At 41.4% G+C, this 14,578-nt stretch carries 17 protein-coding genes and 1 pseudogene; 12 read left to right on the plus strand and 6 right to left on the minus strand.

The window, feature by feature from the left end:
- Positions 1 to 55 precede the first annotated feature (55 nt).
- Together tnpB and tnpA are read right to left on the minus strand one after the other, a co-directional pair.
- Positions 56 to 412 (minus strand): IS66 family insertion sequence element accessory protein TnpB, encoded by a 357-nt coding sequence (gene tnpB, locus AOX59_RS19025; RefSeq protein ID WP_082684070.1) that lies wholly within the window; start codon positions 410 to 412, stop codon positions 56 to 58.
- Entirely contained in the window at positions 406 to 732 is a 327-nt protein-coding gene (gene tnpA, locus AOX59_RS00450) for an IS66 family insertion sequence element accessory protein TnpA (RefSeq protein ID WP_068440256.1), read from the minus strand. The genes tnpB and tnpA overlap by 7 nt, the downstream gene beginning before the upstream one ends.
- A 920-nt stretch (positions 733 to 1,652) precedes the next feature.
- On the opposite strand from tnpA, the gene AOX59_RS00455 reads away from it, so the two are divergent.
- From AOX59_RS00455 to AOX59_RS19415, 6 genes are all read left to right on the plus strand, one after another.
- Positions 1,653 to 2,804 carry a VWA domain-containing protein gene (locus AOX59_RS00455; RefSeq protein WP_156418606.1) on the plus strand — a complete coding sequence of 384 codons (1,152 nt, stop codon included), beginning with the start codon at positions 1,653 to 1,655 and terminating at the stop codon, positions 2,802 to 2,804.
- 60 nt (positions 2,805 to 2,864) lie between these two features.
- The gene (locus AOX59_RS20420; protein WP_257720696.1) at positions 2,865 to 2,996 is read left to right on the plus strand and encodes a hypothetical protein; all 132 of its coding nucleotides are present in this window, start codon (positions 2,865 to 2,867) and stop codon (positions 2,994 to 2,996) included.
- A gap of 109 nt (positions 2,997 to 3,105) precedes the next feature.
- Positions 3,106 to 4,512 carry a VWA domain-containing protein gene (locus AOX59_RS00460; RefSeq protein ID WP_068440266.1) on the plus strand — a complete coding sequence of 469 codons (1,407 nt, stop codon included), beginning with the start codon at positions 3,106 to 3,108 and terminating at the stop codon, positions 4,510 to 4,512.
- A gap of 99 nt (positions 4,513 to 4,611) precedes the next feature.
- Positions 4,612 to 5,952, plus strand: coding sequence for a vWA domain-containing protein (locus tag AOX59_RS00465; protein WP_068440267.1), 1,341 nt, complete (start codon positions 4,612 to 4,614; stop codon positions 5,950 to 5,952).
- A 34-nt stretch (positions 5,953 to 5,986) separates the two neighbouring features.
- Entirely contained in the window at positions 5,987 to 6,778 is a 792-nt protein-coding gene (locus AOX59_RS00470; RefSeq protein WP_068440270.1) for an MFS transporter, read from the plus strand.
- Between the two features lie 52 nt (positions 6,779 to 6,830).
- Complete coding sequence (locus AOX59_RS19415; RefSeq protein ID WP_156418607.1) at positions 6,831 to 6,992, plus strand: hypothetical protein; 162 nt, start codon at positions 6,831 to 6,833, stop codon at positions 6,990 to 6,992.
- Between the two features lie 84 nt (positions 6,993 to 7,076).
- Here the strand turns inward: AOX59_RS19415 and AOX59_RS00475 are convergent, their stop codons facing one another.
- On the minus strand, positions 7,077 to 7,346 hold the full coding sequence (locus AOX59_RS00475; RefSeq protein ID WP_068440273.1) for an SAV0927 family protein: 270 nt from the start codon (positions 7,344 to 7,346) through the stop codon (positions 7,077 to 7,079).
- A gap of 134 nt (positions 7,347 to 7,480) precedes the next feature.
- Between AOX59_RS00475 and AOX59_RS00480 the strand changes: the two genes are divergently transcribed.
- Both AOX59_RS00480 and AOX59_RS00485 read left to right on the plus strand, forming a co-directional pair.
- Positions 7,481 to 7,918 carry a DUF86 domain-containing protein gene (locus tag AOX59_RS00480; RefSeq protein ID WP_068440278.1) on the plus strand — a complete coding sequence of 146 codons (438 nt, stop codon included), beginning with the start codon at positions 7,481 to 7,483 and terminating at the stop codon, positions 7,916 to 7,918.
- Positions 7,919 to 8,077: 159 nt separating this feature from the next.
- Positions 8,078 to 8,847 (plus strand): annotated as a pseudogene (locus tag AOX59_RS00485) (TIGR01457 family HAD-type hydrolase).
- Positions 8,848 to 9,366: 519 nt separating this feature from the next.
- On the opposite strand, the gene AOX59_RS00490 reads toward AOX59_RS00485, so the two are convergent.
- Positions 9,367 to 9,879, minus strand: a complete 513-nt coding sequence (locus AOX59_RS00490) for a phosphatidylglycerophosphatase A family protein (protein ID WP_068440280.1) — start codon at positions 9,877 to 9,879, stop codon at positions 9,367 to 9,369.
- Positions 9,880 to 9,960: 81 nt separating this feature from the next.
- Here AOX59_RS00490 and AOX59_RS00495 point away from each other — a divergent pair, with 81 nt between their 5' ends.
- A complete protein-coding gene (locus tag AOX59_RS00495) occupies positions 9,961 to 10,935 on the plus strand; it encodes a protein kinase family protein (protein WP_237049336.1) in 975 nt (324 codons plus the stop codon).
- 83 nt (positions 10,936 to 11,018) lie between these two features.
- Positions 11,019 to 11,981: a 2-hydroxyacid dehydrogenase gene (locus AOX59_RS00500; RefSeq protein WP_068440286.1), complete on the plus strand. Its 963-nt coding sequence runs from the start codon at positions 11,019 to 11,021 to the stop codon at positions 11,979 to 11,981.
- 43 nt (positions 11,982 to 12,024) lie between these two features.
- On the opposite strand, the gene AOX59_RS00505 is transcribed toward AOX59_RS00500, so the two are convergent.
- Positions 12,025 to 12,249: a NifU family protein gene (locus tag AOX59_RS00505; RefSeq protein WP_068440289.1), complete on the minus strand. Its 225-nt coding sequence runs from the start codon at positions 12,247 to 12,249 to the stop codon at positions 12,025 to 12,027.
- Between the two features lie 144 nt (positions 12,250 to 12,393).
- Here AOX59_RS00505 and AOX59_RS00510 point away from each other — a divergent pair, with 144 nt between their 5' ends.
- Together AOX59_RS00510 and AOX59_RS00515 are read left to right on the plus strand one after the other, a co-directional pair.
- Entirely contained in the window at positions 12,394 to 12,720 is a 327-nt protein-coding gene (locus AOX59_RS00510; RefSeq protein WP_068440291.1) for a YuzD family protein, read from the plus strand.
- Between the two features lie 110 nt (positions 12,721 to 12,830).
- Positions 12,831 to 13,187, plus strand: coding sequence for a HesB/IscA family protein (locus tag AOX59_RS00515; RefSeq protein WP_068440295.1), 357 nt, complete (start codon positions 12,831 to 12,833; stop codon positions 13,185 to 13,187).
- A gap of 129 nt (positions 13,188 to 13,316) precedes the next feature.
- Here AOX59_RS00515 and AOX59_RS00520 read toward each other — a convergent pair whose 3' ends face one another.
- Positions 13,317 to 14,303 (minus strand): NAD(P)/FAD-dependent oxidoreductase, encoded by a 987-nt coding sequence (locus AOX59_RS00520; protein WP_068440298.1) that lies wholly within the window; start codon positions 14,301 to 14,303, stop codon positions 13,317 to 13,319.
- Positions 14,304 to 14,578 lie beyond the last annotated feature (275 nt).

Consider the following 14,578-nt stretch of genomic DNA (forward strand, 5'->3'; position numbering starts at 1 on the left):
TGATAAAGAATCCGACTTGCCCAGTCGAATTCCCGTATTTCCATATTTCAATTTTTTATAGAATGGTACGTGCTTTCACTTCCCGGTGTGCCTGCTTCTGTTCAATTGGCAAACCATCTAACAGCCAACGAAGTTGGCGTGGGCTGATATTCATGGGTGCCGTTTCCTTCTCGGATGGCCAATGGAATGTCCCTCTTTCCAGTCTGCGGTAATGGAGCCAAAAGCCATTGTGCTCCCATTGGAGAATCTTCAGCTTATCACGTTTACGATTACAGAACACGAACAGACAAGGGGAAAAGGGATCAAGATCAAAGCATTCTTTTACAATGACCGCCAACCCATCGATGGATTTGCGAAGATCTGTGTTGCCGCGTGCCAAGTACACGCGCTCGAATTGAAAATTCGTCAGCATTGGTTTTGCAGGACATGGATGATATCAGACAGTAGGCCAACATTGGCGCCTGGCCGTACTTCGACGGAGATGGCGTCAAAGTGAATAAAGATGGGTCCTTTTCCTTCAGAAGCTATGGTTTCATCGTCTACTTGGACAGCGAGCCATTGTGTTGGCTCCGGTTCCGGAGAAACCTCGTTATTCTCGAATCGCTGTACCCAATAATATATTTGGTGGACTTTGATTTCCTGAGTACGACACCATTCAGCTACACTTTGTCCGCTTTCTTTCCAGGCATCATAGCGCGCTTTCCATTCTATTCGTTTGTCTTTTAGGGTCATCGCATAACCTCCCGAATTAATTTCTAAGAAGATTATCGCATGATACCCTTTTAATCCTATGTGTATTTTATTTGACGCTTACTTTCAGTTCGAAGTTATCTTCCAATAAGAGTCTGCACAGGATAACGCTTATGACAGATTTATCCATAAAGCCGAATGAATTCCTTTTTTTCATTGTTCCAACTTTATCTTCCTCGTGAAGAGCATCCAATTGTGGAGAAAAACAGTATGGAAATGCAGAGATTAGTTTGAAAGGTTAGTAGGATAACAGGGTTACGCAAAAAGATTAAAAAATTTGTAACGTATCCATTTGATAAATAGGTTATTGGAATGGAGTATGGTGCTAAAGTACTCCATTTTTCTCTACATAAAACTATTTTGTTGGGAGATGGAAAGTTAGGTGACAAAGAGGGCCGTATTACGGAATGATTGGAAGTAATCTGGATGAAATTGAGGGTATGATAGATCGTGGAGGTTAATTAAACTCGAAGTTGGGATATGATATTTATTCTTTAGATGAACAATAAATTGCTTTAGCTCTGGGAATAAGCATAGATTCATGTGACAGTATAGGCACTGTGAGCTCCCGCAGTGCATCCAGCAAGAGGAGGCTCACTATATATCAACTTAAGGTCTGATTTTATCCCAACCTATCTAACTTTCTACAAAGGGGCGATATTATTCATTTACAAAAAATACTTATTATAATTTCTTTCCTGTTTTTAATATTTTTATTTAGCTGTTCATCAGATGAGGGTGAAAATAATCCAGGCAATGAAAATGATAAGGAGCAAACTACTGAAGAAAATGCAACGACAGAAGGTGAAGCATCCGAAAGTAAGGAAACTTGGGAAGAGCAACTAACTGCATCGGCGCCACCTGACAGTGCAGAAGAAATTGATAACCATCCTGCGGGGGAATTGTCAGATGTAGACTATGGCACTGGTGACTTGGAAAATAGAGGTGACTGGATGAATGCGATATTAGAGCTTCCTGAAGTCAAAGATGAAACGAATACGGAAAAAATTAATGCCTTTTGGAATAATCTGGTATCTATTACTTACGCTGACTATCCGGATGTGAGAAAGTTAAAAGCGAGGATAAAGGCCATGGGCTATGGCAGTCCTGACATAGAAGATCCTCGATATCAATTCAAGGAAAGCTTTAATGTTGAGATTATATTGGATGCGAGTGGCAGTATGGCTGCCAACGTAAATGGCAAATCCAAAATGGAGATAGCGAAAGAAACGGTAACCGAATTTGTCAGTGGGCTTCCGGAAAATGCCAAAGTCGGCTTAAGAGTCTATGGTCATAAAGGAACGGGATCAGACAGTGATAAAGAATTGTCCTGCAACAGCACCGAGATGGTATATAACATCAGTAATTACGAAGAGGAAAATTTTAACCAGGCATTGAATGAATTTTCACCTGCCGGATGGACGCCGATTGCGCTCGCATTGCAGGAAGCTAAAGGGGATTTACAAGAGTATCCCGCAGAAAACAATACGAATATCATATTTCTTTTAAGTGATGGGGTTGGAACTTGTGGACAAAATCCAGTGGATGTTGCAAACACTCTTCCAGATTCAGAGATTAACCCAATTGTAAATATAATTGGATTTAATGTGAATCAAGAAGGTGCAGCACAACTAAAAGAAGTTGCGGAAGCATCAGCAGGTTCCTATTCTTTTGCAAGTGACCAAAGCGAACTTCAAAGTGAATTGGAAAGAGCTGAACAATTGGCAGATCAATGGAGAGCCTGGAAAGATGATGCGAAAGTGGATGTCAACTATCAGCACAGTGAACTTAGAGGTGATGTCACCTGGCTTAAAAATGATTTTCGCAGTTCACTCCGAAGTCAGAACTATATTATGGAAGATATTTTAGGCGTTCTGCTTGAAAATAATCATATAAGTGAAGAAGTGCATCAAATATTGGATCAAAAAAGATCCGACTGGTATGATATGATGGATGATTTGATTGAACAACTGCAAGCTGATCTATACGACATGGCTGACAGATACGCTGAGGCCTTAAAGGAAGAAATAGATAAGAGAAATCAAGAGCAGTAGGATGGACTAAATGACGTACGGGATTTTAGTCTTTATGCAAGTTTTCGGAGGTGGTTGGTTTTGAATAATAATAAATCTTTTATTAACAATGAAAAAAGAACAGACGTCGGTACATCCATTTCAGGTTGGGGTCAGGATCTGATAAAGACAATAGGCGTCATTATTATTGGAGCGGCTGCGACAGGGACCTAGATAATAAAATAGGATCTTGATTTTATTTCAGATTTTTCGTTAACAGCTCTAGTAGTCGGGATAAGCCTGCCATTAGGGCAAAAATGCTGTTAAAGAAGGAGTGATAAATATGTTCAAAAAGTTGTTCTTTATGATAGTTTTTATAACACTGCTGGGTATAATGGTTGCCTGCTCTTCTGAAAGTATACAAGAATCCAGCGGTGCTAAAGATTCGGAAACAAAAGAAGCCAAAAATACCGACTCAAACAATACTAATCAGGAGGAGACTGATGCTGGCTGGGATGATCTTCTTTCCACACCGGAATTACCAAAAACGATCGCAGATATTGCTACTCAGTCAAGCGGTCAACTTGCCAATCTAAATTTAACGAACACGAATACCAGGGAAGAGGATACAAAGAAGGCGATGAAGGTCTTCGAACAACTTCCTAAATTGAAAGAAGGGGCTTCTGAGGAAAAGATGGATGCCTATTGGAGAAAATTGATGTACCTGTTCCATAAGGACTATCCCGAACCTAATAATATGATTGAAGAACTGAAATATTCGCGTTTTGGAAGTCCGGAAATTGAGGATGAACGTTTCCAATTCAAGCAAAATTTGAATGTGGAAATCATTCTGGATGCGAGCGGCAGCATGGCGGGAATGGTGGACGGAAAGCCCAAGATGGAAGCGGCTAAAGAATCGATCGAGTCATTTGCTTCGTCATTGCCTGAAGGAGCTAACGTAGGACTCAGAGTATATGGTCATAAAGGAACAGGTTCAGATAGTGATAAGGAACTTTCTTGCAACAGTTCTGACTTGGTTTATGAGCTCCAAAACTATGATGCGAACCAATTTGATAAAGCTCTGAACAAATTTCAGCCGGCAGGATGGACGCCGATAGCTCTAGCATTGAAGAAAGCCAAGGAAGATCTGTCTGAGTATCCTGCAAAGAATAGCACAAATATTATTTATCTTGTAAGTGATGGTGTTGCTACGTGTGGAGGCGATCCAGTTAAGGTAGCTCAAAATCTCGCAGATTCCGATATTAATCCAATCGTGAATGTTCTAGGCTTTAATGTCGAAAGTGAAGGGCAACAACAACTTCAAGAAATATCGGAGAAAATTGAGGGCGTATTCACGACCATTCAAAATCAGGAACAGCTCAAGGAACAGTTGGAAAAGGCGAAAAATATTGCGGATAAATGGGAACAGTGGAAAACGAACGCTGGCTATGAAGCTTCTTCACAATATTATCAGCAGGACACAGATATACTGGGATTCATGAATGATTGGAATGGAAATAATGTTGATGAAAGTTACAACATTAGTCGCGCGTTATCAAGGCTGGAAGAAGCAGGTTATATTTCTGAGGATGCTCATGATTATATCTCAGCAAAATCGGATGAAAGAAATAATCAAATAGATAAATATACAAATACGCTTCAAGAAGATCTAAACAACATAAATGAAAAGAATTTTGAAGAAGCTAAAAAACAAATAACGGAAAAGTACGATGAAAACACAAATAATTAATAAACCAGATATCTTTTGTTTAAAGTGGAGCTGATTAATTGTAGTCAAAGTGAAAATTCAGCACGTACCAGAAAAATAGATAAATGGAGGCTGTGTGCCATGAAACGTATTTTATTGTTTTTCTTAGGGATATTTGTTGTCACGCTTGTTGTGACTGGATGTTCCAGCGATAATACTTCGGGTGAAGGTGGAAAAGAAAAGGGCAAGACATCCTCTGAAGAAGAAGAAATGGATATCCCTGAGGCTGCCGCTGATGCGGAAGGGATGCTTGAAGAGGGGCCGGGTAAACTGTCCACAACGGGCGAGGCCGATGCTGAAGAATTGGAACAGGAATTGGGACAATTGCCGGATGATTTGGATGTTGACGAAGCGTACAATTACTTAACCTACCTGATGGCCGCGGATTATGAATCTACACTCAAAAAGTATGAAGAATTTGATCCAACTTTCAACGTTGACGGCGCCCCGAAGAGTGAGAATAGTGATGACGCCCAGGAGAAGCAAGAGAGGAAAACGCAGCATGTAGCACTGTTGATGGATGCGAGTGGCAGTATGGGTGCATATGTTAATAGTGAAATGAAAATGACAGCTGCCAAGGATGCATTGAAACAATTTGTGTCTGATTTACCCGAAGATGCTCAAATGATGCTTCGTGTTTATGGCCATAAAGGAACCGGCAGTGATGCTGATAAAGAAATGTCCTGCAACAGTTCGGAAGTTGTTTACCCTTTGAATACATATGACAGTGAAAAATTTGATAACGCACTTTCCGAATTTGAACCGGCTGGCTGGACACCGTTGGCAGCCTCGATCAAAGCAGCTGAAAAAGACCTGAGAGAACAATCAGGCGATAATACTGAGAGTATCGTCTATATCATCAGTGATGGCGAAGAAACATGTGGTGGTGATCCGGTTGAAGCAGCGGAACAGCTGCATGACTCCGATATAGCAACCGCCGTGAATATTATCGGATTCGACGTTGGGAATGAGGCACAACAGCAATTACGGGAGGTTGCTGAAGCAGGCGGCGGTGAATTCACAAATGTTGATTCAGGCGAAGACTTACTCGAAGCTGCTGAAAATAATATCAGCAAAGCATTGGAAACCGCAGAAATGAACATGTGGAGTGCAATGGAAGCGACTGATATCAGATGGGATGCGATCCATAAAAAGGATGAGGTTGATGCCATTGCTTCTGAATTTGGTGATGTCATAGCTGATGAAAACAACTCGTTTATGGATGGCTTTGAACAGCTTCAGGAATCTGAAAAGATCAATGAGGAAACGGCCTCCAAACTAAAAGAGCGGATTGAAGAGCGACAAGACAAACTATCAGATTTCAATGACAATAAACGTGAGGAATTGCGGAAAAAAGTTGATGCGGAGAGCCAAAAAACAATTGACATGATAGATAAAAAGAGTGAGGAATCGAATGAATAATAATGAAATTGGATATTAAGGGAGGTATAATCTTTTGGTGTATGTAGCTATTGTGGCGATAATTTTCTGTATTCCATTTATCTGGGCGTTATGGTCCATGATTGATGTCAGAAATGGCAAACGGGAAAAAAGCAATTGGAAAGGACCGCTGTTGCTTTTTATACTTTTAACAGCGATTAGTGCAGTGGTTAATAGCTATTTAAGCTTGTCTTTCAATCTGCCATTTTTCCAAAATAGGTTTTCAATTATAACGGGGCTGATTGTGGTTGGCGTTCTATGGGGAATTATGGCCATCATTAATGTCGTTGCTACCATAATTTCCCGCCGGAAAAATTTGTCGAAAGCCCTTCATAATCCGAAAGTCGTATGGATCATTTCCGGTGCTATTGGTGGTGCTTTATTGGTCTTTCTATTGTGGTTTATGCCTATCGGGCAAAAAATCGCTTATACAGTAAATTTGAATAATGCTGTGAGTGAAATGGAAGATTCGTCTGAGACTGAAGATATTTCGCTGGTACAGGTTCTTTCGGAAGATGACTGCTTAAGAAGAAGGGGATGTGATCACGAATACAATAATGTGTTTTATGTGCGTAATAATCTGGATCAACCTAAAGAAATACAAGTCAAAATACGCGCACTTAATGATAATAAAGAAGTGTTAAGAATTATAGATTCTCAAATAATAGAGCTGGAGCCAGGTGATATGCAAATGATTACAACGGAAGAGACGAATGACAGTGCAAATATTTGGGGTCAATACTCCTTTACAACTGAGGAGCAGGTGGCTTATTACCAGTATAATTTTCGTCATCGCAATCCGGAATGACAGATCCTCAAGAGCCGGTGACTATCGTGAAAAATGCTAGGAGGAATATCAATTGAAAATGAAAAATTACCTTGCTTTTATTTTGGCTCTTTACCATCGTACTCAGTTGGAGAAGCCATCAGACCAGGAAGACCTGACGAATCATTACGTTGAAGTTAAATTTGCACCTACTGAATACAGCTGGTCGACTGTATGGGAGAATTATGGCTTTTGAAAATGAGACGAATAATTAAAGCATGATAAGTCATTTCTATACGGAAGACGGGGAAGATGCCAATTAGCATCTTCCCGGGTTTTTTTATAAAACTTCCCTTAAAAATGCCCGTATTTCATCAGCTTCCATTTCGGATTGATGAAAAACATGCTCAATATGCCCTTTTTCCGACAAATCTTTTTTCCCCAGAACAGCAAAGCGGTTTTCCTGTAAATGAATGACGATATATTTGTCCGGGTTGTCTTTACTTTTCATAAACGCAAAATCATAGCGTCTCAGGTTGCTCATGAAACTGATGTACCTGACTTCTTTTGTCACAGTCTCGTCTATCAGATAATCAAATTTATTTTCCACAATTAGCCCCCTTGATTAAATGTTTTCCTTCACTATATCATGTTTTCTCATCCCGGGACAGAGTGTCAGACTCATGTCTCCATAACCCAAGTATATGGTATGATGTATATAGAAACAGATGGAGGGATTTTTAGATGTATTTCGTTGATCGAAAACAAATTGAAGAAACATTACAATATATGGATATGCTGCTGGATGAAGTCAGTAAGCATTCATTTGATACGTTTGCAGATAAATTGTATCTGGAACGGACTGTACATATCGTGATTGAAAGCATACTCGATGTCGGGAATATGATGATCGATGGCTTTATCATGCGCGATCCCGGCAGTTTTGATGATATTATCGATATACTAGTCGATGAAAATGTTCTGCCTGAAGATGATGAAGCCGGCTACAAGTCAATTATTCAATTGCGAAAAATGGTGGTCAAAAACTACATGCAGGTTGATCATAAGACTCTGGCAGAAACGCTTCAATCATGTCATGACCAGCTGAATCAGTTCAGTTCACATATCAGAAAATATATGGATAATGAGCTGGGGGTTGCGAATGCATTTACCAACGATTGAGCAGCGACCCCGTTCAGGAAAACCGATCAATATACTGTTGGAGTAAAGGAATAACTGATGGCTATTATTAAATGAGGATGTTTTTGCAGAGTGTGAAGTCAAATCGCATTCCTGTATAACTATTGCAAGTGGACTGCAGAAGTGAGGTGACAGAAATATATGAAACGTTACGGCGCATATTTAATTGATTTGGATGGAACGATGTATCGCGGCGATGAACCGATTGAATTTGCTGCTGAATTTATTGATACATTGAAAGCCAAAGGAATACCGTACTTATTTTTAACCAACAATTCCTCCAAAACTCAAGCTCAAGTCTCGGATAAATTGCAGCAAATGAATATCCATGCAACGCCTGAACATGTTTTCACCTCAAGCATGGCAACGGCCAAATACATCTCGCAGATGAAAAATAATGCCCGCTGTTTTGTGATTGGTGAAGAGGGACTGTATGACGCATTGGAACGCGAAGGTCTTACAATCACTGATACGCTATGTGATTTTGTCGTATTTGGGATCGACCGTGAAATTAATTATGAAAAATTATCAACTGCTTGCCGCAATGTTCGGGATGGCTCCGTTTTTATTTCAACCAACGCTGATACGGCAATTCCGACTGGGCGGGGACTCGAACCCGGCAATGGAGCACTTACATCGGTCGTAACAGTCAGTACCGGTCAAAAGCCAATATTTATCGGCAAGCCTGAGCCAATTATTATGGAGCAGGCGCTGGAAGAACTTGGGGCTGCTCGAGAAGCAACACTGGTTGTCGGTGATAACTACCATACGGATATTGTTGCCGGAATAAACGCCGTATTGATACATTGATGGTATTTACCGGTGTCACGCCTTACACAGCTTATCCGGATTTTGACAAGAAACCGACTTTTCATGTTCAAAATTTAAACGAATGGCTGCACTATATTTAAGGCTGCTTTCTAAAAGATTATTGTTTATGATACAAAATCCACAAACTGCGACGTAAGTGCTATGTTGATTTCCGTTCCAGGCAGTCGCGCACCTTAGGGCAACGCTTCAGCCTCCTCGGAAGAAAACCGCTTCCTGCTCAGGTCTCAGCTGCCCGTTTTCCCGCAGGAGTCGACTGCCTTCCACTCCAATCAACATTCACAAGTGAGGTTTAGTTAAGCACCAAAACAATAAGATTATAAAGCGCGACACCAGCGGAGGAAATACACGGCGACTCCTGCGGGAGAAAAGGTATCGGTGAGACCCCTTAGTGCTTACCCCGAGGAGGCTCACCAGCCGCCCTAAGGTGCGCGGCGTGTATTTCCGGAGCGGCTATAAGCACTTAACATTAATCAGAATGAGAGGAGATCTCACTGCGAATTTTCACTGTGTCGTATTTTATATCAACTGCGAGATTAATGAACAACAAAATTTACGAAAAGAGCCCTATTTAAAAAACTGCTCCAAGACGGAGCAGTTTTTTAGTCGTCAAATAATTCATCGTCTGCAGCAGCATGGGCAAGCCGGCTTGAGGCAGCTGCGGCAATGGCACCGACAATGTCATCGAGAAACGTGTGACATTCGCCGGTCGATTTGTCATTCAAATGTTTTAGAATTCCCGGCTTTTGCTTGTCAATATAGCCATAGTTGGTAAACCCGATTGAACCGTACACATTGACAATCGAAAACGCAATAATCTCGTCAATACCATACAGACTTTCATCAATTTCGATTGTTTTTTGCAGTGGTGCGTCAAGCTGCTTTTGTTCAGCCAGCTTATCCAATTGAATACCGGTTAGAATCGCGTTCTGCACCTCACGCTTTGTCAGGACCTGATTCACGTTATACTCACATTTATCCATGCTTAAATCTTCATGGTATTTGGACTGCAAATAGTAAACAAGATCGGCAATGTCATGTACAGTAACCCCGCGGTCCTGCAGCCATTCCCGTGCTACAACTTCCAATTTAGATCGATTCGAATTGTTATCCATTATAATCACCTTTTCTAAAAAATTGTTAAGATCATCTGCTTTCATACATATAGTGAAACAGAAGCCAAAAAAGGGGAGATCATGTTGAGAGACTTTCTTGAAGCCTATTATGGCATCCAGCCTTGGGATAAAATGATATGGAACGGTATTGAAGGGCATAAAGATGATAAGTATATTTATTTTATCATGTCTTGCGATCAGAAGGAAATTATACATATGGAACAAGCGGCTTTAGCTTATTTTTTATATGAGAACAATTACAGTCAAATGACAATACCGCTGCCAAACAGTCAAGGCGAATGGTATACGCCATATCTTGAAAGCTACTATATGGTATTGCGTGCCGAAAATACTTCGACCGTCAAACCAATTGTGCATGGGGAAGAACTGGCAGCACTACATGCGGTTGGATCAATGTATCCATATGAACCACAGACCATTTCGAGTTATGGTCAATGGAAGGGTTTGTGGATTGATAAATTGACGGCATTTGAAGAGAAGGTAGAATGGGAGGCCAGAGATACACCCAATGCTTATTACCGTCTTTTGATGGATTCTCTGCCGTATGTGTCAGGATTGAGCGAAAATGCGATCCAATACATGCAGGAAAGCGAGTCGGATAGAAGGTTTCATGAAGCAGATCAGGGAACGATTGTTTTTAGCCGATATGATGGACAGCTTAACCAGCCGTTTCTTTGGATGACCGACCTTGCATACGACCACCCCACCCGTGATCTGGCTGAATATATTCGTTATAAACTATTGGAAAAAGAGAATCCCGCAGATGAGATACGTGTCTTTTTGGATAACTACCAGAAAGTGGTCCCGTTATCCATTTTTGGCTGGCGGCTATTGTACGCGCGGCTTTTATACCCAATTCATTTGTTTGATATTATTGGGCGCGGGTTTTTAACCAGACAGCATGGAACGCTTTACACTGAATTAAGCGATATGCTGGATAGGCAGTCTGTTTATGAAAAAAGGATGCGGCAATTTTTTGAGAATGCAGGAGTTAATTGTGAAGAATTGCAAATTCCTGTGTTACACTGGCTGTAAAGTGATAATTCATTCAGAGGGTGCTTTTTCCCGCTGAAGCTGGATCATATAAAAGGCTACGTATTGATTGGAGTGTTGAATGAATGAAACCTGTTATTTACATTACCCGAAAAATCCCTGAAGTCATTTTGCAGCCATACCGGGATGCATTTGACTTTCGAATGTGGGAAAAAGAGAATGAGCCTGTTCCGCGGGATGTTCTGCTGCGCGAGATTGCTTCGGTTGATGGTGTGTTTTGTTTGCTGAGCGAAAAGATCGATCATGAATTTCTTGCTGCTGCCGGTAATTTAAAAGTTGTCGCGAATATGGCAGTCGGCTATGACAATATTGATATCCAAGCGGCTAACGAACATGGGGTGATTGTCACCAATACACCTGATGTGCTGACGGAGACGACAGCTGATTTGACGTTTGCTCTTATGATGGCAGCAGCCCGCCGGATTGTGGAGGCATCAGATTATATCCGTGACGGGAAATGGGAATATTGGACACCCTATTTACTGGCAGGATCTGATATTCATGATAAAACGATCGGTATTGTCGGTATGGGCAGAATTGGAGAAGCGGTTGCAAGACGTGCGAAAGGATTCGGTATGTCCATTTTGTATCATACCCGCACAAGAAAAGAACAAGCCGAACAGGAACTGGGAGTAGCTCATCGGGGATTTACTGAGCTGTTGGAGGAAGCGGATTTTGTCATTTCGCTTGTTCCGCTGAATGAACAAACTGACAAGATGTTTAACCAGGAGGCGTTTGGAAACATGAAGTCCTCGGCAATCTTTGTCAATGCCTCCCGTGGCGGTGTTGTCGATGAAAATGCACTGCTTGAAGCCTTGAAGTCCAATGAAATTCAAGGTGCCGGGCTTGATGTATTTGCAAATGAACCGATTTCACCGGAACATCCGCTTACCGGACTGGACAACGTTGTCTGTCTGCCGCACATCGGATCGGCAAGTACAGACACACGGACGAAAATGATTGAACTGTGCCTTGATAACCTGAAGGCCGTATTAAATGGTCAAGAGGCTATCACCCCGGTCCGTTAAAAAAAGGCAGACGCAAATGCGCCTGCCTTTTTGGAATATGTTATTAAAATACCTGTTCAATCTCACTAACACCGGGAACTTCAGATCTCAATGCACGTTCGATCCCTGCTTTCAATGTGATCGTGGAACTCGGGCAGTTTCCGCAAGCACCCATGAGACGAATAAGTACAATGCCATCGTCATCTACATCTATCAACTCGACGTCACCGCCATCACGTAATAAGAACGGGCGAAGTTTGGTTAATACTTCCTGCACTTGCTCTTGCATTATCCATCTTCTCCTTTCATTGGTACTATTATAAACTCAAATTTTGAAAAAAGCTAATTAATTCATCCTTAGTTGATTTTATTTTATCTTTTTTTATGCTTTTTGTAAAATGAAATTAATCATATGATGTAGGAGGGACCCTATATGGATAAAAATATCCTGATAACAGTTTATGGGGCAGAACAGATTTGTGCAAGCTGTGTGGGGGCACCGGGCTCCAAGGACACTTATGAATGGCTGCAGGCAGCAATCGGCAGAAAATATATTGATGATGAAATTTCTTACAACTATATCGACATTGAACAGCCGCCGGATGATGAAAAACATCGGCAGCTGTCAGAGCGTATTTTGGATGATGAATTCTTTTATCCACTAGTGCTTGTGAACGAAAAAATCGTTGCTGAAGGGATTCCTAAGTTGAAAACGATTTACAAAGAGTTGGACAAAAATGGAGCCGTTCTTCAAAAGTAAACGAATGGTGCATGTTCTTCACAAATTATAATCATTGAATTGCAGGCTGATAGTTTGTATACTGAAGAGTAACATCTTATTTCTCATCTTTAATAGAGGAGGACACATATATGGTTTTTTCAATTACGGATACTGCGGCTGGACAGGTACAAGAGATGATGAAGGAAGAGGAAACCGGCGCCCGCCTGCGTTTCGGTATTCAGGGCGGCGGCTGCAGCGGACTTTCCTATTCGCTTGGATTTGATCACGATGTTAATGACGAATTGGATATGGTTGAAGACATAAATGGCATTCCGGTAGTTATCAACAAGCAGGACGCACCGATTATTGAAGGTACAACGATTGATTTTAAACAAAACATGATGGGCGGGGGTTTCAGTATCGATAATCCGAATGCCATCGTTTCATGCGGCTGCGGATCGTCATTCAGAACGGACCGCCGTGTGGGAGCACCGGAAAAATGCTAGTTGAAGTGTAGCTAACATAGACCGACAGCAACTCCCTTAATATGGGCGTTACTGTCAGTTATATATGTCACAGAAAAAGCCAGAGCCCCTTCATAAAGGGATTCTGGCTTTTTTAGCAATTAAAACGCTTTAGAACATCGCAGTTGAGTGTTTTGGCTGGACACGTGCTTTCGGGTCGATATATTGTTTAGCATTGTTAATAGCTGTTGGTCCTTCCCCGAATCCTGTGACAATCAAATTGACTTTCCCGGGATAGGTTGTAATATCGCCTGCAGCGTATATACCGGGGATATTCGTTTCCATGCGTGAATTGACCACAATACTGTTTTTATCGATGTCAAGCCCCCAATTTTTGATCGAACCGAGTGTCGAAACAAAGCCGTAATTGCAAAGAACTGAATCAACTTTGACTTCCTTAATTGAATCACCTTTAGCTTCGTTTAATGTCACTGTTTCGATTTTCCCGTTACCGTTGATTGCAGCCGGGATATAAGGCGTTACCACATCAACGCTTGAATTTGTCAATTGTTCGACACTGTGCTCATGTGCCCTGAATTTATCCCGGCGGTGTACCAGTGTTACCTTTTCGGCAATCGGTTCAAGCATTAATGCCCAGTCCACTGCTGAATCACCGCCGCCCAGAAGCATGACGTGCTGTCCCTGGTAAGCATTCAAATCTTGTACATGGTAATGCAAATTCACGCCTTCATATTGATCACACCCATCGACGTTCAAACGCCGTGGCTGAAATGCTCCGTTGCCTGCTGTAATGATGATAGTTCTTGTAAAATGTTCCTCACCGGTATTGGAGGTTAATTTTAATATATCATCCTCAAGGCGTTCCACTTGTTCGACTGATTGACCCAAAACAACCGTCGGATCAAACATCTGCGCTTGCTCTTCCAGGTTGTCCACTAAATCCTGAGCCCGAACTTTCGGGAAACCGGCAACATCATATATATATTTCTCTGGATACAGGGCTGTCAGCTGCCCTCCAGTATGAGGTAAGCTTTCCATTATTTTAACGCTTGCCTGACGCATACCGCCGTAAAATGCAGTGAATAAGCCAGTGGGACCCGCTCCAATAATGGTCACGTCGAAAACTTTATCTGTCATGGAAGTCCCCCCATTGATTAGTTTTAAAATACACCATTCCCATCGTACCACAAACCGATAAGATTTGTGTATTTATGCAGTTCACTGTGTTCGAATCTAATTAAAAGATTAAGTGAAACAAACTTTTCTGAAAGTAATCATATACCTTGAAACATCGCTTGAAAACGAATAAGATATGGATTGGATTACAACTATGTTACAAAAATATAAAGTTCTGGTTAAGTTTAATATAGAGAGATAGAACCTTGTAAAGAGGGAAGTGATAGGGGAAGTGG

The sequence above is a fragment of the Lentibacillus amyloliquefaciens genome, assembly GCF_001307805.1.
Lineage (GTDB): Bacteria > Bacillota > Bacilli > Bacillales > Amphibacillaceae > Lentibacillus > Lentibacillus amyloliquefaciens.

Coding starts and splice junctions, on each gene's coding strand:
- AOX59_RS00465 (WP_068440267.1), top strand. CDS start 4,612: ATGAAACGTATTTTATTGTTTTTCTTAGGGATATTTGTTGTCACGCTT.
- AOX59_RS00505 (WP_068440289.1), bottom strand. CDS start 12,249: ATGCAAGAGCAAGTGCAGGAAGTATTAACCAAACTTCGCCCGTTCTTA.
- AOX59_RS00500 (WP_068440286.1), top strand. CDS start 11,019: ATGAAACCTGTTATTTACATTACCCGAAAAATCCCTGAAGTCATTTTG.
- AOX59_RS00480 (WP_068440278.1), top strand. CDS start 7,481: ATGTATTTCGTTGATCGAAAACAAATTGAAGAAACATTACAATATATG.
- AOX59_RS00515 (WP_068440295.1), top strand. CDS start 12,831: ATGGTTTTTTCAATTACGGATACTGCGGCTGGACAGGTACAAGAGATG.
- AOX59_RS00490 (WP_068440280.1), bottom strand. CDS start 9,879: ATGGATAACAATTCGAATCGATCTAAATTGGAAGTTGTAGCACGGGAA.
- AOX59_RS00510 (WP_068440291.1), top strand. CDS start 12,394: ATGGATAAAAATATCCTGATAACAGTTTATGGGGCAGAACAGATTTGT.
- AOX59_RS00460 (WP_068440266.1), top strand. CDS start 3,106: ATGTTCAAAAAGTTGTTCTTTATGATAGTTTTTATAACACTGCTGGGT.
- tnpB (WP_082684070.1), bottom strand. CDS start 412: ATGCTGACGAATTTTCAATTCGAGCGCGTGTACTTGGCACGCGGCAAC.
- AOX59_RS00495 (WP_237049336.1), top strand. CDS start 9,961: ATGTTGAGAGACTTTCTTGAAGCCTATTATGGCATCCAGCCTTGGGAT.
- tnpA (WP_068440256.1), bottom strand. CDS start 732: ATGACCCTAAAAGACAAACGAATAGAATGGAAAGCGCGCTATGATGCC.
- AOX59_RS00520 (WP_068440298.1), bottom strand. CDS start 14,303: ATGACAGATAAAGTTTTCGACGTGACCATTATTGGAGCGGGTCCCACT.